General features: G+C 59.6%; 16 protein-coding genes. 9 read left to right on the forward strand and 7 right to left on the reverse strand.

The annotated features are described in order from the left end of the window. Positions 1-11: 11 nt before the first annotated feature. Positions 12-1,559 (reverse strand): amino acid permease, encoded by a 1,548-nt coding sequence (locus AC1DTN_RS24505; protein ID WP_477922978.1) that lies wholly within the window; start codon positions 1,557-1,559, stop codon positions 12-14. A gap of 121 nt (positions 1,560-1,680) precedes the next feature. Further along, positions 1,681-2,451 carry an N-formylglutamate amidohydrolase gene (locus AC1DTN_RS24510; RefSeq protein WP_477922980.1) on the reverse strand — a complete coding sequence of 257 codons (771 nt, stop codon included), beginning with the start codon at positions 2,449-2,451 and terminating at the stop codon, positions 1,681-1,683. A 176-nt stretch (positions 2,452-2,627) separates the two neighbouring features. On the opposite strand from AC1DTN_RS24510, the gene AC1DTN_RS24515 reads away from it, so the two are divergent. The 7 genes from AC1DTN_RS24515 (at position 2,628) to AC1DTN_RS24545 (ending at position 9,211) form a co-directional block, all read left to right on the forward strand. Further along, positions 2,628-3,500, forward strand: a complete 873-nt coding sequence (locus tag AC1DTN_RS24515) for a MurR/RpiR family transcriptional regulator (protein WP_113324548.1) — start codon at positions 2,628-2,630, stop codon at positions 3,498-3,500. Positions 3,501-3,688: 188 nt separating this feature from the next. Next, the gene (locus AC1DTN_RS24520) at positions 3,689-4,792 is read left to right on the forward strand and encodes an ABC transporter substrate-binding protein (protein WP_439015960.1); all 1,104 of its coding nucleotides are present in this window, start codon (positions 3,689-3,691) and stop codon (positions 4,790-4,792) included. 74 nt (positions 4,793-4,866) lie between these two features. Continuing rightward, positions 4,867-5,760 (forward strand): ABC transporter permease, encoded by an 894-nt coding sequence (locus AC1DTN_RS24525; protein WP_477922981.1) that lies wholly within the window; start codon positions 4,867-4,869, stop codon positions 5,758-5,760. Further along, positions 5,757-6,545, forward strand: a complete 789-nt coding sequence (locus AC1DTN_RS24530) for an ABC transporter permease (RefSeq protein WP_113324551.1) — start codon at positions 5,757-5,759, stop codon at positions 6,543-6,545. Before AC1DTN_RS24525 ends, AC1DTN_RS24530 begins: the two co-directional genes overlap by 4 nt. A 12-nt stretch (positions 6,546-6,557) precedes the next feature. Continuing rightward, positions 6,558-7,619 (forward strand): ABC transporter ATP-binding protein, encoded by a 1,062-nt coding sequence (locus AC1DTN_RS24535; protein WP_477922982.1) that lies wholly within the window; start codon positions 6,558-6,560, stop codon positions 7,617-7,619. Positions 7,620-7,843: 224 nt separating this feature from the next. Continuing rightward, complete coding sequence (locus AC1DTN_RS24540) at positions 7,844-8,149, forward strand: NIPSNAP family protein (protein WP_439015962.1); 306 nt, start codon at positions 7,844-7,846, stop codon at positions 8,147-8,149. 183 nt (positions 8,150-8,332) lie between these two features. Continuing rightward, complete coding sequence (locus tag AC1DTN_RS24545; RefSeq protein ID WP_477922984.1) at positions 8,333-9,211, forward strand: DMT family transporter; 879 nt, start codon at positions 8,333-8,335, stop codon at positions 9,209-9,211. A 66-nt stretch (positions 9,212-9,277) separates the two neighbouring features. On the opposite strand, the gene AC1DTN_RS24550 is transcribed toward AC1DTN_RS24545, so the two are convergent. The 5 genes from AC1DTN_RS24550 to AC1DTN_RS24570 all read right to left on the reverse strand — a co-directional run bounded on the left by AC1DTN_RS24550 (position 9,278) and on the right by AC1DTN_RS24570 (position 14,616). Continuing rightward, complete coding sequence (locus AC1DTN_RS24550) at positions 9,278-10,279, reverse strand: ABC transporter ATP-binding protein (RefSeq protein WP_477922986.1); 1,002 nt, start codon at positions 10,277-10,279, stop codon at positions 9,278-9,280. Positions 10,280-10,289: 10 nt separating this feature from the next. Then, on the reverse strand, positions 10,290-11,357 hold the full coding sequence (locus AC1DTN_RS24555; RefSeq protein ID WP_477922987.1) for a Gfo/Idh/MocA family protein: 1,068 nt from the start codon (positions 11,355-11,357) through the stop codon (positions 10,290-10,292). After that, positions 11,354-12,196 carry a carbohydrate ABC transporter permease gene (locus AC1DTN_RS24560; protein ID WP_439015965.1) on the reverse strand — a complete coding sequence of 281 codons (843 nt, stop codon included), beginning with the start codon at positions 12,194-12,196 and terminating at the stop codon, positions 11,354-11,356. The genes AC1DTN_RS24555 and AC1DTN_RS24560 overlap by 4 nt, the downstream gene beginning before the upstream one ends. Positions 12,197-12,210: 14 nt before the next feature. Continuing rightward, positions 12,211-13,155: a carbohydrate ABC transporter permease gene (locus AC1DTN_RS24565; protein WP_439015966.1), complete on the reverse strand. Its 945-nt coding sequence runs from the start codon at positions 13,153-13,155 to the stop codon at positions 12,211-12,213. Between the two features lie 201 nt (positions 13,156-13,356). Further along, on the reverse strand, positions 13,357-14,616 hold the full coding sequence (locus AC1DTN_RS24570; protein ID WP_439015967.1) for an ABC transporter substrate-binding protein: 1,260 nt from the start codon (positions 14,614-14,616) through the stop codon (positions 13,357-13,359). A 532-nt stretch (positions 14,617-15,148) separates the two neighbouring features. Between AC1DTN_RS24570 and AC1DTN_RS24575 the strand changes: the two genes are divergently transcribed. Beyond that, entirely contained in the window at positions 15,149-16,033 is an 885-nt protein-coding gene (locus AC1DTN_RS24575; protein ID WP_477922989.1) for a glucosamine kinase nucleotide-binding domain-containing protein, read from the forward strand. Further along, positions 16,030-16,794, forward strand: a complete 765-nt coding sequence (locus tag AC1DTN_RS24580) for a GntR family transcriptional regulator (RefSeq protein ID WP_113324559.1) — start codon at positions 16,030-16,032, stop codon at positions 16,792-16,794. Before AC1DTN_RS24575 ends, AC1DTN_RS24580 begins: the two co-directional genes overlap by 4 nt. The last annotated feature ends 67 nt before the right edge of the window (positions 16,795-16,861 follow it).

The following is a 16,861-nucleotide window of genomic DNA, read 5'->3' on the forward strand; positions in this document are numbered from 1 at the left end:
AGCCTCAGTTCTTAGCTTTCGCCGACGGCCTTTTCGGCCGCTGCGATCTCGGCCTGGCGTTTTGCCACTTCGTCGCCGATCGGCGGGCCCTTGAAGCGGCGGCTTTCGAAGCCGAACCAGACGATGCCCGTCAGCACCAGGAACCCTACCGTGACGTAGAGCGCCGGCCTGTTCGGCGGCTGAATGCCGAGAACGAAGATCAGGATCATCGCGAGGATCGAGAGAACCGCGAAGAGCTTGAACACGCCTTCACCGAGGTTCCACGGACCCATCTTGTCCCACTTCGAGGTTCCCCAGGCAAAGAGGCCGAGTGCGATCGGGATCGCGAAGGAGAAGAACAGGAAGATGACCGTGCAGGATACGACGATCGTGTAAACCGGCGTGTCGCCGATCGAGACGAGCGACGAGCCCCAGACGAAGAGCACCGAGAGGATCGAGCCCGTCCAGATCGCAGCAACCGGCGTGCGGTAGTTCGGGCTGACCTTCGACAGCGCCTTGGAGGCCGGCAGGCCGCCGTCACGCGAGAAGGCGAAGATCATGCGCGAGACCGAGGTGACGGTCGCAAGGCCGCACAACCACTGGCTGACGAAGATCGCGAGATACAGGATATCCTTGACGATCGGGTTCACCTGGCTGTCCATCGCCCAGAAAAACACGTTCCAGCCCTGCTTTGCCGCGTCGTCCATGTTCGGCAGCATGAGCACGAAGGCGCACAGCATGATGTAGCCGAAAAGCGCCGACCACAGGACCGACGCGACCATGCCGCGCGGAACGGAATGCGCCGCCTTGACGGTTTCTTCCGAAGTATGCGCGGAAGCGTCATAACCGGTGATGGTGTAGATCGGCAGCAGAAGGCCGAGCAGGAACACCCAGGCGCCCGATGTCGTGGGCCATACATTGCCGCCGACTTCGCCGGAATAGTTGGCAAAGGTGAAGAGCCGGCCGAACTCATAAGAGGGTGCGGCAAGCAGGCACACGGCTGCGAGCACGATCGCGGTTGCAAAGATCAGGTAGCCGGAGAAGTCCGTGAGCTTTGCGGTGAGCCCGATGCCCATATGGTTCACAAGCGCCTGTGCGCCGGTGATGATCACCAGGAAGACGATCCGCACCAGCGTCGTGTCCGTCAGGCCGAGATAGCTCGTGCCGAAGGCGCCCATGAAGAAATAATAGGTGCCGACGTTGATCGCGCCAAGAACGGTGACGAGGCCGAGCAGGTTGAACCAGGCGGTCAGCCAGCCGGTGAAACGGTTACCGAGGATCGAACCCCAGTGATAGAGGCCGCCCGCAGTCGGATAGGCGGAGCTGATCTGCGCCATGGCGACGGCAAAAACGAGCGAAACAAAGCAGCCGATCGGCCAGCCGATGCCGATGGCGGCACCGCCCGCGCCCGAGGTCGCCTGCGCCAGCGAGTTGATACCGCCGGAGAGGATGCAGATGATCGAAAAGGAAACGGCGAAATTCGAAAACGAGCTCATCCGCCGTTCGAGTTCCTGGGCATAGCCCATGGAATGCAGGATATGCACATCCTGCTTTTTATCACTTTCGGTATAGTCCGACATGACTTCCCCCTGTTGACAATCGCCCGCGGAATTGCGGCCGATCCAGTGCCAATAGTGCCCGTGGCTTTTCGCCTTGCGGGCTGTTCGCAGTTAAACTGCTCCCCGGGGTCTTATGTTTTATTCAGGCGTCCAGACTTTCCTGGATGAGCCTTGCGAGATAGTCGGCCACGACCCCTTGGCCGGTATCGTCTGCGATGAGGTCGTTTCGGACCTCGATCATGACATTGCGAAGCCCGTTGGAAATGCCGTGCAGGATCAGCGTGTGCGTCACGCCGTCCTCCGGCCCGTAGGGCTCGTTGCGTTCGGTGCGGTAGAGCGGCGCCTCGGCCGCTGATACCAGCATGCGGTCGGCAAGGCGGCTGTCCTCGTCATGGAGGATGCCGAGCTCGACGGCGCGCTGCTGGCCATTATAGACCGGTGTGAAACTGTGAATCGTCACAATGACGCTATCCTGCCCCCTCGCCTGGCGGTCACGGATCAWGGCGCGAACAGCATCGTGGAACGGCTGGTAAAGCGCTTCGGTGCGCGCAAGGCGCTCTTCCCCGGTCAAATCCTTGTTACCGGGGATCGTGTAGATCTCGCTGACCTCGGGCATGGCGCCCGGCGAGCTCGGCGGCCGGTTGCAGTCATAGATCAGCCGGGAGAAGCGCTGGTAGATGAGCGCCGCATCGAGAGCAGCCGAAATGCCGCGGGCAACGGCAAGCGCGCCCGGATCCCAGGCGATGTGGCTTAAAAGCGCTTCTTCGGAGAGGCCGAGATTACCGAAATGTTCAGGAAGCGTGCGGGATGCGTGCTCGCAGATGATGAGCACGGGACTCTTGCCGTGGACGCGTTCGATTGCGACGCAATCGCCGTCCGCTTCGCTGAGAATTCGGGGCTGAGCCAGCACCAACAGCACCTCTCCATCGCTTAATAAAATCTTTACAAGAAAAGAATTCTTCAGGTTCTCGACAGTGTCAAGCGCGTTCTGAAAATTTCTTTTCATGACACTTGTTGACATGGATTGTGACAGCGTTGTTAACTTTCAGTGGGAAAGTGGCATCAGACCATCCCGGGGAGCAAAATCACGTGAGTGTCGCGGCTAAGACCGTTTCGGACGTCATTCATTCACATCTCGGCGTGCTCACACGCGCCGAAAAGCAGTTGGCCGAAAGCCTGCTCGACAACTACCCCGTCTCCGGCCTCGGCAGCATCACCACGATTGCTGAAAATGCCGGCGTCTCTACGCCGACGGTCGTGCGCATGGTCCAGAAGCTTGGCTACAAGGGCTATCCGGACTTCCAGCAGCATCTGCATCAGGAAGTCGAGGCGACGATTTCCAATCCGATCGCCAAGCACGACCGCTGGGCCCAGAACGCGCCGGGCACCCATATATTGAACCGCTTCGCCGATGCCATCATGGGCAATCTGCGCCAGACGCTCTCCGATCTCGATACGGCTACCTTTGATAACGCCGCAGCCTTGCTCTCGGACCGCAAGCGCACGCTCTATTTCGTCGGCGGACGCATCACCGGCGCACTTGCCGAATATTTCTTCACCCATATGCAGGTCATCCGCCCGAACACGGCGCTGCTTTCTTCCAATTCGTCGAGCTGGCCGCAATACGTCCTCAATATGAATCCGGGTGACCTGCTCATCATCTTCGATATCCGCCGCTACGAGCAGGAAATGGTGAGCCTCGCCACTGCCGCCCGTAAGCGCGGAGCCGAAATCATCGTCTTCACCGACCAGTGGGCTTCGCCCGCTGCCAAGCTCGCCCGTCACGCCTTTCGCGTGCAGATCGAGGCGCCGTCGGCCTGGGATTCCTCCGTTGTCACACTCTTTATCGTCGAGGCGCTCATCGAGGCGGTGCAGAACTCGACCTGGGACGAAACGAAGGAGCGCATGAAAACGCTGGAAGGCCTGTTCGAACAGACCCGGCTTTTCCGCAAACCCGGTTAGGAGGGACAACTAAAAAAAGGGCAAAAACAATGACGGATTTCGCGGAAACAGGACAGCCTGTCGCAAATGAAACATTGGCGCAAGCACCTGCTATTCATGAGAAAATTAACGTCATTCAACTGTCATACAAGCTTCATCTAACGCCAGTAACAGCACATCGGACACTGAAAACCCGAAGGAGAACAACAGTGATCTCTAACATTTCTCGACTGCTCTCGCTTTCTACTGCGATGATCGTTGCTTCGACTGCGATCGCAGCAGCTGAGCCGAGCGCTGATCTTATCGCTGCCGCCAAAAAGGAAGGCACGCTGACCACGATCGCTCTCCCGCATAACTGGTGCGGCTACGGCGACGTCATCGCAGGCTTCAAGGCCAAGTACGGCCTCGAAATCAACGAACTGAACCCGGATGCAGGTTCGGGCGACGAAGTCGAAGCAATCAAGGCCAACAAGGGCAACACCGGCCCGCAGGCGCCTGACGTCATCGACGTCGGCCTCTCCTTCGGTCCGTCTGCCAAGAAGGACGGCCTGATCCAGCCTTACAAGGTCTCCACCTGGGATTCCATTCCGGACAGCGCCAAGGATGCCGAAGGCTACTGGTACGGCGATTACTACGGCGTTCTCTCCTTCGTCGTGAACACCGATATCGTCAAGAACGTCCCGAAGGACTGGGCTGACCTCAAGAAGCCGGAATATGCCAACACGGTTTCGCTCGCGGGCGACCCGCGCGCTTCGAACCAGGCTGTTCAGGCCGTTTACGCTGCCGGTCTTGCAACCGGTGAAAAGGACGCAACGAAGGCTGGTGAAGCTGGTCTCGCTTACTTCGCAGAGCTGAACAAGGCCGGCGCGCTCGTTCCGGTTATCGGCAAGTCCGCTTCGCTCGCTCAGGGCTCGACCCCGATCGTCGTCGCATGGGACTACAACGGCCTCGCATGGCGCGACAGCCTTGCCGGCAACCCGCCGGTTGAAGTCGTCGTTCCGTCGACCGGCGTTGTCGCAGGCGTTTACGTTCAGGCGATCTCCGCTTTCGCTCCGCACCCGAACGCTGCCAAGCTCTGGATGGAATATCTCTATTCGGACGAAGGCCAGCTCGCTTGGCTGAAGGGCTACTGCCACCCGATCCGCTTCAACGACCTCGCTCAGAAGGGCAAGGTTCCGAAGGAACTGCTCGACAAGCTGCCGCCGGCTGAAGGCTATGCAAAGGCCGTCTTCCCGACGCTCGACGAGCAGGACAAGGGCAAGACCGCAATCACCACCAAGTGGGATAGCGTCGTCGGCGCCAACGTTCAGTAATATCTGACCTCGCCTCCCCGCCTACCAAGGCGGGGAGGCTTTTCTCACTCCGACGCCCCAGGATGAGCTTTTCCATGAGCACCGTTTCAACGCCTATGGTAAGCACTGCCCCCTTGATCAACAAAGATCGTGTGATCGACTGGCTGGGCATTGCACCCTTTATTATTTTTTCTCTGCTATTCCTGATCATCCCCACTCTGTATCTTGTGGCGGGCGCGTTTTTGACGCCCGATGGCGATTTAACGCTGAAAAATATCAGCGATCTTTTCACCCCATCCATTATGAGCGCCTACTGGATCAGTATCCGCGTCTCGGTCGCATCCGCTCTTGGTGGTGCGCTGATCGGCTTCTTTCTCGCCTGGGCAGTCGTGCTCGGCGGCCTGCCGAGCAGTGTCCGCGCGACGCTGCTGACATTCTCGGGCGTTGCCTCGAACTTTGCCGGCGTGCCGCTCGCCTTCGCCTTCCTGGCAACGCTTGGCCGCACCGGCCTTGTGACGCTCTTCCTGCGCGACTGGTTCGGCTTCAACCTTTACGGCACCGGCTTTAACCTTCTCTCCTTCTTCGGCCTCACCATCACCTACATGTATTTCCAGATCCCGCTGATGGTGCTGATCCTGACGCCGGCGCTCGACGGCATGAAGAAGGAATGGCGCGAAGCTTCACAAATCCTCGGCGCCACCAACCGCCAGTATTGGACAATGGTTGCCCTGCCGATCCTCTGGCCAAGCCTGCTCGGTACCACGCTGCTTCTGTTTGCGAACGCTTTCGGCGCCATTGCAACCGCCTATGCGCTGACCGGCTCGTCGCTCAACATCGTCCCGATCCTGCTCTACGCACAGATCCAGGGCGACGTGCTTCACAACGCCAATCTCGGCTACGCGATCGCGCTCGGCATGATCGTCATCACCGGCGTTTCGAATGTTCTCTATCTCATGCTGCGCATGCGCGCTGAACGGTGGCAAAAATGAAGGGACAACGTATCGGCGCCTGGATCGCCATCATCATCGGTGCAACCTATTTCATCGTCCCGCTTCTCGGTACGCTGGAATTCTCCCTGCGCAAGCGTCGTGACGCCTATTCGTTCGACGCCTATCAGTCTGTCTTTTCCGATGCCAGTTTCCGCGAGACGTTCGGCTACTCCATGATGATGGCCGCGCTGACCATCGTCTTCGGCATGCTGCTCGTCGTACCGACTGCCTATTGGGTGCGCCTACGCCTGCCGCAGATGCGTCAGGTCGTCGAATTCATCACGCTGCTGCCGCTCGTCATCCCGGCGATCGTCATCGTCTTCGGCTATATTCAAATGTACAAGTCCTCCTCGTACCTGCCGCTGACCGGCTCCACGACGGGCACCAACATCCTGCTGATGTTCTCCTACATCACGCTCTCGCTGCCCTACATGTACCGCGCCGTCGATACCGCCATGCGCGCCATCGACGTCCGCACGCTGACGGAAGCAGCCGAAAGCCTTGGCGCGCGATGGACGACGATCATGTTCAAGTGCATTTTTCCGAACGTCATGAGCGGCGTGCTTTCGGGCGCCTTCATCACGCTCGCGATCGTCATGGGCGAATTCACCATGGCAGCCTTGCTCGGCCGCCCTGCTTTCGGCCCCTACCTGCAGCGTGTCGGCGCCAACCAGGCCTATGAGCCTTCGGCGCTCGCCGTCATCGCATTTTCGATCACCTGGCTCAGCATGGGCCTGCTCAATCTCGTTTCCCGCTTTGGCAAAGCCCGCCCGGCTAGGGTATAAGGTATTTGGCTCATGTCTTTTCTTACGCTGACCAACATTCAGAAATCCTTCGGCCAGACGCAGGTCGTCAAAAACTTCAACATGAACATCGAGAAAGGGGAATTCGTCTCCTTCCTCGGACCATCGGGCTGTGGCAAGACGACCGTCCTGCGCATGATCGCTGGTTTTGAAACGCCGACCGGCGGCACGCTGACGATCAACGGCAAGGACCAGCGTGCGCTGAAGCCGAACCAGCGCAACATCGGCATGGTCTTCCAGGCCTACGCCCTGTTCCCGAACATGACGGTGCATGACAACGTCGCCTTCGGCATGAAGGTCGCGGGTGCTCCGAAGCCGGAGGTCGACAGCAGAGTCAAGGAAATGCTCGGCCTCATCAAGCTCGATCACCTGGCAGATCGCTTCCCCTACCAGATGTCCGGCGGCCAGCAGCAGCGCGTCGCACTCGCCCGTGCGCTTGCCGTCAAGCCACAGGTGCTCCTGCTCGACGAACCGCTCTCGGCTCTCGATGCCAAGATCCGCGTGTCGCTGCGCGAAGAAATCCGCCAGATCCAGCAGTCGCTTGGCATCACCACGGTTTTCGTCACGCATGACCAGGAAGAAGCGCTTTCGATCTCCGACCGCATCGTCGTCATGAATGGCGGCAAGGCAGACCAGATCGGCACGCCCTTCGAGATCTACAACACGCCGGCAACGCGCTTCGTCGCCTCCTTCGTCGGCACGCTGAACCTCATCGAAGCCAAGGTGGTTGACCCGGATAGCAATCGTATCCAGATCGGCGATCAGGGTGTGACGCTGAAACAGTCGGTCCAGACATACAAGGCGGGCGACACCGTTCAGCTAGCGCTCCGCCCGGAAGCCGGTTCGCTCGCCGAAGGCACCCAGAGCGACACTGCGCTGACCGGTCAGGTCGTCTCCGCGCACTTCCTGGGTTCGGTCATCCGCACCCGCATGAATGTCGGCGGCAACGTCATCTCCTTCGACATGTTCAACAGCCCCGGCGTCACCCCGCCGGCCGCTGGCGAAACCGTGACGCTCCGCTTCATGGCTGCCGACCTGCTCGTCATCCGCGACTGATCGGAAGAGACTGAAATCAAACGAAGGCGCCGCCAACGCGGCGCCTTTTGCATGCCTGCTACCTAATTTTCATGAGCCCCTGCCCCTCTGAATATCCAGGCCAGGGAGATAGCATCGAAACGGAAGGCAGCGTAAAGGAACTGACCAACGGCTTGCCTCGAATCCGGGCAAGCAATACAGACCGGACGGCCATCCGCTCGGTCGTTCCACAACGGGGTCTTTCAATGATTACCTGCCATCTGCGATACGTCATCGACCCTTACAAGCTTGCCGAATTCGAACAATACGCCCGGCTCTGGATCCCCATCGTCAACAGGATGGGCGGTGCCCATCACGGCTATTTCCTGCCGTCCGAGGGCGCAAACAACATTGCAGTTGCGCTGTTTTCCTTCCCGAGCCTTGCCGCCTATGAGGACTATCGCACCCGTATGGCAAGCGACCCGGAATGCCAGGCCGCCTTCGAGCTCGACAAGCGCAACCGCAGCATCATCAGCTATGAGCGCAGCTTCATGCGCCCGGTTCTCGGCTGATCCCCCGGAATTCAGTCCAGACATATCAATCCGGCCGATCGGGATAAGACAGCACCAGATTCCATAGAATTCGGATATCCGGATTGTTCCGTTGCTGTCGGCCGCCCCAGCCGGGGATAGAGTGCAAGGCATATCTCCATCTATTGGATGACGGCTTTGCGCACCGAAGCGATGACACAATCAATGTCGGCGAAGGATTGGGGCCAGCTCGCGCTCCTGGGCGCACTTTGGGGCGGGTCGTTCTTCTTCGCCCGCATAGCCGTATCCGAAATTCCGCCTTTGGCCCTCGTGCTTTATCGCGTGGCGATTGCCGCGCTGGTCATGCATCTCTGGTTGAAGCTGCGCGGCATTTCCTTCGCGCCCGTTCTCGCCCGGCCCGGCTCTTTTCTGTGTCTCGCCCTGCTCAACAACGTCATTCCCTTCTCGTTGATCTTCACTGGCCAAACGGAAATCGGCGCCGGCCTCGCCTCGGTGTTCTACGCAACAACACCTCTTTGGACGATCCTCGTAGCAAATACTCTGACACCGGATGAAAAGATCTCAACCGTGAAGATCGCAGGCGTCGCGATCGGCATCGCAGGCGCTGCCGTCATGATCGGCCCTGGACTTCTTTCCAATCTTGGCGGACCCACATGGGCAAAACTCGCAGTCATCGGAGCCGCTGTCTCCTATGCCTTCGCCGTTGTCTACGCCAAACGCTTCAAAGGCATAAGCCCGACGGTGGTCGCGACCGGCCAACTGACAGGCGCGACCATCCTCATGCTGCCGATCGTTTTCTTTTTCTACAGCCCGGCCGACATCGTCACGCCGTCTGTTCCGATATGGATGGCCGTACTGGTTCTCGCGATCCTGACAACCGCCTTCGCCTTCATTCTGTATTTCAACCTCATCGCCTCGGCCGGAGCGACCAATGCTTCCCTCGTGACGCTGCTGGTGCCCGTCAGCGCGATCCTGCTGGGCACGGTCTTTCTCGGCGAAAGACTGGAAACGTTCGAGTTCAGCGGGATGATCCTGATCATGACGAGCCTGATCATCATCGATGGACGGCTTTTTCGGCGTTGACCCATCTACCTGTCGCTCGAAAGAAAAAGCCCCGCTCGATGGCGGGGCTTTTCATTCAGGTGGCAATCAACGGATCGCTTGGTCGTTCGCATCGAAGCGATGGACGTGGCCGCCATCAGGCGTCGCATAGACAATCTCATCGGGTTCATACTTGTGTTCGCCGAAGAGACGCGCGGTCAGCAGGCCGCACTGGTCGGATTCCAGATAGACGATTGTGTCGGCGCCGAGATGCTCGACATGTACAGTCTTCGCCTTCCAGGTACCGTTGTCGCGAGACAGCGTCAGGTGTTCGGGGCGGATGCCAACCGTTTTTGCGTCCGCATCGCCGACCTTGTCGCCGGCAATGAAATTCATCTGCGGCGAGCCGATGAAGCCGGCGACGAATGTATTGGCCGGGCGGTTGTAGAGTTCCATCGGCGAACCGATCTGCTCGATTGCGCCGGCATTCAGCACCACGATCTTATCGGCGAGCGTCATGGCTTCGACCTGATCGTGGGTGACATAGATCATCGTCGCCTTGAGGCTGCGGTGCAGGCGGGCGATCTCCAGGCGGGTCTGCACACGCAGCGCCGCGTCGAGGTTGGAGAGTGGCTCGTCGAACAGGAAGAGTTCCGGCTCGCGCACGATCGCACGGCCGATCGCCACGCGCTGGCGCTGACCACCTGAAAGCTCAGCCGGACGACGCGCCAGATACTGTTCGAGCGACAGCATCGACGACGCCTTGCTCACCCGCTTCTCGATCTCGTCCTTGGCCGTCCCGGCTTGCTTGAGACCGAGGCCCATATTGTCCTTGACCGTCAGGTGCGGATAGAGCGCGTAGGACTGGAACACCATGGCGATACCGCGCTTGGCCGGCGGCGTCAGCGTCTCATCGCGGCCGTTGATGATGACGGCCCCCGAGGTCACGTCTTCCAGGCCGGCAATGCTGCGAAGCAGGGTTGATTTTCCGCAGCCGGAAGGGCCGACGAAAATGACGAATTCGCCGTCCTTGACCTCGAGGTCGATGCCCTTCAGCACATCATGCGTGCCATAGGCCTTGCGGATGGATTTGAGTTGAAGCGATCCCACTAGTCTTTCCTTATAGTCTAACCGGTCGGCCGGTGCGCACGCTTTCGTCAGCGGCAAGGCAGATGCGCAGCGAGGCCACGGCGTCATCCATATGGCGAGTAAGGTCCAGATCTTCGCTGACAGCGCGCAGCACGAAGGCCTGTTCCAGGTCGCAAAGCGCCTGATGGCCGGGCTCGCCTTCCATCGTCATGTCCTGATCGGGACGGATGAACTTGCCGTCCGGGCCGGTCTCTGCCGTATGCAGCCGGATGACGGAGGTCTTGGTATGCGTGTCGATATCGTCGGACTTCGCCTTCGGGTCCATGACGATCGAAACGGCGCCGTTCGGCGACATGACATCCTTCACGAAGAAGGCGGTCTCGGAGATCATCGGCCCCCAGCCGGCCTCGTACCAGCCGACGGAACCGTCTTCATAGAGCACCTGCAGGTGGCCGTAATTATACATGTCGGGCGCAATCTCGTTCGACAGCCGCAGCCCCATACCGCGCACCTCGACCGCCTTGGCATCAGTGATCTGGCACATGACGTCGACATAGTGGACACCGCAATCGACGATCGGCGAAGTCGTCTGCATCAGCGACTTGTGCGTCGCCCAGGTCGGGCCGCTGGACTGCTGATTGAGATTCATGCGGAAGACATAGGGACCACCGAGCTTCCTTGCCTCCTCGATCAGCTTCTTCCACGACGGATGGTGGCGGAGGATATAGCCGATGACCAGCTTCTTGCCGGCCCTCTTCGCCGCAGCCACGACACGCTCCGCATCGGCAACCGTCGTTGCCAGCGGCTTTTCGACGAAAACGTCACAGCCGGCCTCGAAGGCAGCCACGGCATAATCGGCATGGCTGTCGGAATAGGTGTTGATCGAGCAGAGATCCGGCTTCAGCTCGGCAAGCGCCGTCATGAAGTCCGGATGGATCGTGTATTGATCCAGCTCGGGCGCGAGCTGCGACGGCTTGGAGCGGTTGACGAGGCCGACGATCTCGAAGCCCGGATTGTTGTGATAGGCGAGCGCATGGCTGCGGCCCATATTGCCGAGGCCGGCAACGAGAACGCGGATCGGCTTTTCGGATTGGCTCACTTGACGGCTCCCGAGGTAATGCCGCGGATCAGCTGCCGCGAGAAGATGACATAGAGGACGAGGATCGGCAGGATCGCGAGCGACAGTGCTGCCAGAACCGCATTCCAGTTCGTGACGAACTGGCCGATGAAGATCTGCGAACCGAGCGTCACGGTCTTGGTGGCTTCGGATGGCGCCAGGATCAGCGGGAACCACAGGTCGTTCCAGATCGGGATCATCGTGAAGACGGCGACCGTCGCCATAGCCGGCCGCACCAGCGGCAGCACGAGGCGGAAGAAAATCGAATATTCCGAGAGCCCGTCGATGCGGCCGGCATTCTTCAGGTCGTCGGAGACGGTGCGCATGAATTCCGACAGGATGAAGATCGCAAGCGGTATGCCCTGCGCCGTATAGACAAGGATCAGCGCCGTCAGCGTATTGACGAGGCCACTCGCGACCATGCCCTGCAGGATGGCGACCGTGCCGAGGCGGATCGGGATCATGATGCCGATCGCCATGTAGAGGCCCATCACCGTATTGCCGCGGAAACGGTATTCCGACAGCGCAAAGGCGGCCATCGCCCCGAACAGCAGCACAAGGAAGATCGCAACGATCGTCACGATGAAGCTGTTCTGGAAATAGGTGGCAAAGTCACCCTGCCCCAACACCGTCTGATAGCCGACGAGGCTGAAGGTGGAAGGCGTCGGCACCTGCAGCGGCGACCGGAAGATCGCGTTGCGGTCCTTGAGCGAATTGATGATCGTCAGGAACACCGGGAAGATGGCGATCAGCGTGTAACCGATCAGCGCCAGATGCACGAGGCCGGTGCGGATGGGGGATGTGCGCGCTCTGTTCGACATGGGGCTCACACTCCTCAGAACTGGTAGCGGCGCATGCGCCGCTGAATGGCGAAAAGATAGAAGGAGACGCCGGCAAGGATGATGAGGAACATCACCGTTGCGATCGTCGCGCCCATGGAGCGGTCGCCGAGCTGCAGCTGGAAGCCGAAAAAGGTGCGGTAGAGCAGCGTGCCGAGAATATCCGTGGACATGTCGGGGCCGGCAAGCGCGCCCTGCACGGTATAGATCAGGTCGAAGGCGTTGAAATTGCCGACGAAGGTCAGGATCGAGATGATGCCGATCGCTGGCAGGATCAGCGGCAGCTTGATCTTCCAGAACTGCGCCCAGCCGGTGATCCCGTCGCATTCCGCGGCCTCGATCACCTCTTCAGGAATGCTCAGCAGCGCGGCATAAATCAGCATCATCGGAATGCCGATATATTGCCAGTTGGAGATCAGCGACACAGCCACCAGCGCCGGACCGGACTGGCCGAGCCAGGGCGCAAAAAGCCACTTCGCACCGACAAGGCTCATCAGCCAGGGAGCAACGCCCCAGATCGGCGAGAGGATCAGCTTCCAGATGAAACCGACGATAACGAAGGAAAGCAGCGTCGGCAGGAAGATCGCCGTACGATAGAAGGCGACGAAGCGCAGCTTCGGCGTCGAAAGAAGTGCGGCAAGCGCAATCCCGATCGGATTCTGCACACACATATGAATGGCGAAGAAGATCAGGTTGTTGACGAGCGCGTTCCAGAAGTCGTGCGCCCAGCGCTGGTCGCCGAACAGAACCTTGTAATTGGCGAAGCCGACAAACGTCGGTGCGCCATCGACCGTGTTGTAGAAGGAAAGCCGGAGCGTTTCGATCAGCGGCAGGACCATGATCGCCGAATAGACGATCAATGCCGGGAGAAGGAAGATGCCGATATGCCAGCGTATGGGACGCTTGATCGGTTCAGGAATTGCCGATGTCTGATCGGTCATCGCTTGGCTCGCTTTTGGCTTCGTTCTCTCCCTCATCCCTACTTGTCACAGGGATCGAGCAGCGCCGCCTCGGCGGCGCGGGAGACTCTTTCACGCGAAAGACTTTGCGTGGCTAGATTCCTATGACATCCCTCGGGCTAGCCCGAGGAGACAGGAATGAGGGCGGCAATCGGACTGCCGCCCTCCTCTCATGCTTTCAGCTTACTTGGCCGGCTTGTACCAGCTGTCGAGGCCCTTCTGGAGCTTTTCGGCAGCAACGGCCGGAGTGTCCGTGCCATTGATGACGTTAGCCGATTCAACCCAGGTCTCGTTTTCGAGGTTTGGCGTGCCGCGCGACAGGATCTGGTAGGTCGAGCGGACGGTCGACTTGTACGGGCCGCGCCAGGAAACGAATTCCTGAGCGAGCGGGTCCGTCATCTTGACCGGGTTGGAGTTCAGGCTGAAGAAGCCCGGCAGCGCATTGGCGTAGATATCCGCAAACTCGGGCGAAGCGACCCAGGCAAGGAACTTCTTGGCTTCTTCCTGGTGCTTGCTCTTGGCGTTCAGGGCAACGCCGATATCCGGATGGTCGGAGATGTAACCCTGGTCGCCGGCCTTCGGAACCGGCGGCGGGAAGGCGCCCATCTTGAATTGCGCCTGCGTGTTGAAGAGCGAGATTTCCCAAGAGCCGGCCGGATAGATGGCGGCGCGGCCGAGCGTGAAGAGGTTCTGGCTGTCCGAATAGGTCTGGGCTTCGAAACCGTCGCCGAGATAGGGCTTCCACTTGGCAAGCTCTTCATAGGGCTTGACCCAGTCGGCGTCGGTCAGCTTCTGCTTGCCGGCGATCAGAGCTTCACGGCCGTCCTCGCCCTTCCAGTAGTTCGGGCCGATATTCTGGTAGCCCATGGTTGCGGCTTCCCAGAGATCCTTTGTGCCCATGGCGAGCGGGATGTAGGTGCCGTCAGCCTTGATCTTGTCGAGGGCTGCGAAGAATTCGTCTTCTGTCTTCGGAATGGCGATGCCGAGCTTGTCGAAGGCATCCTTGTTATAGATGAAGCCGTGGATGACCGAAGCCATGGGCACGCAGAAGGTCGACTTGCCGTCGTCGGTCGTCCAGGCGGCCTTCGCCACCGGCGAAAAGTTCTCCATTCCCGGCAGATCGTTCAAGCTCGTCAAATTACCGTTCTTAAACAGCGCCAGCGACTTGTCGAAGGGGCGGCAGGTGATGATGTCACCGGCGCTGCCGGCATCGATCTTGGCAGAGGTTGCAGCATCGTATTCTGTCGGCGCGGTCGGCGAGAAGACGAGCTTGATGCCCGGGTTTTTGGCTTCGAAAGCCGGGATGATCTTTTCCTGCCAGATCTGCAGGTCATCGTTACGCCAGCTTTCGATCGTCAGCGTGACATCGGCGGCATGAACGAGACCAGCTGACGACAGCAGGCTGGAGGCAAGCAGCAGGCTTTTCAGAGCAGTGTTTTTCATTTCCCTCTCCTGTTTTGAGCGCCGCTAGGCGCTGTTTTCGATCTGAAACAAGCAGTTGGCGTGTCTGAGGAAACACCCAACGCCCCTTTTAGAGCCGCCAAGATTGCCGGCCCCGAAGCTCTGTCGAGACGGAAGACGATAGCCTCCGGCCGGACGGTGCGCCCTCCCGATACACTGAACCGGGCGCCAGAAAATAAGGGAAAACTTGGAAGGATGCCGCGCGCTTCCGCGAGCCATGTCGGCTCCTGCGGATCGTTGCCTGCACCTTTCTCGAAACCTGGCCGGCGCTGTTTTTCTTTGCCGGTTTTCACATGCCTCGATACGCTGTTCCCTTTTGCGGAATTAAGGCCAAAAAAATACCAATTGTCCAGCCGAAATTAACTTCTGGACCTGAGAAAATTCATAAAAAAATTTTATTGTTTAAAATCAATATGTTAAAAACAAAGAATTTCCCGGTCATTTCTGCTTGGTAAATGGTATTTTTTTGGTATTGTATTAAAAAACACAAGGGAACGGCGTATCCGGAGGTCCGATGACGGAACTTGCAATCGGTATAGATGGTGGTGGAACAAGCTGCCGGGCCGCAGTTGCGGACAGAATGGGCAATGTCATCGGCCGCGGCAAGGCCGGCCCTGCCAACATCCTTTCCGATCTGGAAAACTCTCTCGTCAATATCGTCGAATCCGCTCGTCAGGCTCTGCGTGATGCAGGATTTAAAAATGAAACCGTTTCCACCGCCACTGCGGTCATCGGTGTCGCCGGTGCCAATGTCGGCGATTACGGCAAGCGCATCGAAAAGGCTCTTCCCTTCAGAAACGGCCAGGTCGTCACCGACGCGCTGATTTCGCTGCAGGGCGCGCTCGGAGACGGCGACGGCATTATCGGCGCTCTCGGAACCGGCTCCGTTTATAATGCCCGCCGGGACGGCAACCTGCACGGGATCGGCGGCTGGGGTTCGATCGTCGGCGATCAGGCAAGCGGCGCCCGGCTTGGCCGCGATCTCCTGGAAAAATCCCTGCTTGCCTATGATAGAGTTCGCACTGCCTCACCGTTGACGGAAAAGGTCATGGCCGAATACGGCAACGATCCGGAACGCGTCGTCGAATTTGCCCACACAGCCCGGCCGACGGACTTCGCGCGTTTTGCGCCGATGGTCTTCGAAGGCGCTCAGGCCGGCGATGTCACCGCAATCGAGATCGTCAAGGATGCAGCGCGCGCCATCGGTGAAAGCCTCGATGCACTCTCATGGGCGGAATGCCCGTCCATCTGCCTGCTTGGCGGACTGGCCAAAGCCTACCATCCGTGGCTTGCCGATCGGCACAAGGCCCTTCTCGTAGAACCAAAGGCCGATGCGCTGCAGGGCGCCGTCGACCTTGCCGTAAAGCTTCGGAACGAACGGCAGAGAGGTGTGGCATGACCGACGATCTCGCCTCCATCCTTTCACCCGAACGCTTGCAGGCCGGCGGCACCGGCCCACTTTACGTGAAGCTGCGCCGCACACTCGAAGATGCCGTGCGTACCGGCACGCTCGCCCATGGCGATGCCCTGCCCCCCGAACGCGACATCGCCGAATTTGCCGCCGTCAGCCGCGTGACCGTACGCAAGGCAATCGACGAGCTCGTGGCCGACGGCCTGCTCGTGCGCCGCCACGGCTCCGGCACCTTTGTCGCAAAGCCGGTTTCGAAAGTCGAACAGCGCCTGTCGCAGCTCACCTCCTTCACCGAGGACATGGCCCGGCGCGGCATGACCGCCCGCTCCGAATGGCTGCACAAGGGCATCCACACCCCCTCGCCCGACGAGATGATGATCCTCGGCCTCGGCACCGACATCAAGGTCTCGCGCCTCTCGCGCCTGCGCATAGCCGACGACGAGCCCTTGGCGATCGAACATGCGAGCGTGTCAGGCGAATTCCTGCCCGATCCCTCTGCCGTCACCAATTCGCTCTATGCCGAGCTGGAACGACGGGGCGTGCGCCCGGTGCGCGCCGTCCAGCGCATATCCGCCACCAACATGAAGGAAGCCGACGCCCATCTGCTCGGCGTCCCCGTTGGCCAGGCCGGGCTCTCCATCGAGCGTATTTCCTATCTCGGTTCCGGCCGGGCGGTAGAATTCACCCGCTCGCTTTATCGTGGCGATGCCTATGACTTCGTCGCCGAGCTGACGATTGGAGCGGGCTAATTTTTTCATTTCAATTCAGAAAGATAAAGCCGGAAAGTGAATCACTTCCCGGCTTTTCCATTCATTG

This window comes from Rhizobium sp. 01T444, assembly GCF_056398305.1.

Bases quoted from the DNA above. Each gene is read 5' to 3' on its own strand.
- AC1DTN_RS24535 (WP_477922982.1), top strand. From the start codon at position 6,558: ATGTCTTTTCTTACGCTGACCAACATTCAGAAATCCTTCGGCCAGACG.
- AC1DTN_RS24565 (WP_439015966.1), bottom strand. From the start codon at position 13,155: ATGACCGATCAGACATCGGCAATTCCTGAACCGATCAAGCGTCCCATA.
- AC1DTN_RS24545 (WP_477922984.1), top strand. From the start codon at position 8,333: ATGTCGGCGAAGGATTGGGGCCAGCTCGCGCTCCTGGGCGCACTTTGG.
- AC1DTN_RS24540 (WP_439015962.1), top strand. From the start codon at position 7,844: ATGATTACCTGCCATCTGCGATACGTCATCGACCCTTACAAGCTTGCC.
- AC1DTN_RS24570 (WP_439015967.1), bottom strand. From the start codon at position 14,616: ATGAAAAACACTGCTCTGAAAAGCCTGCTGCTTGCCTCCAGCCTGCTG.
- AC1DTN_RS24505 (WP_477922978.1), bottom strand. From the start codon at position 1,559: ATGTCGGACTATACCGAAAGTGATAAAAAGCAGGATGTGCATATCCTG.
- AC1DTN_RS24575 (WP_477922989.1), top strand. From the start codon at position 15,149: ATGACGGAACTTGCAATCGGTATAGATGGTGGTGGAACAAGCTGCCGG.
- AC1DTN_RS24580 (WP_113324559.1), top strand. From the start codon at position 16,030: ATGACCGACGATCTCGCCTCCATCCTTTCACCCGAACGCTTGCAGGCC.
- AC1DTN_RS24525 (WP_477922981.1), top strand. From the start codon at position 4,867: ATGAGCACCGTTTCAACGCCTATGGTAAGCACTGCCCCCTTGATCAAC.
- AC1DTN_RS24530 (WP_113324551.1), top strand. From the start codon at position 5,757: ATGAAGGGACAACGTATCGGCGCCTGGATCGCCATCATCATCGGTGCA.
- AC1DTN_RS24560 (WP_439015965.1), bottom strand. From the start codon at position 12,196: ATGTCGAACAGAGCGCGCACATCCCCCATCCGCACCGGCCTCGTGCAT.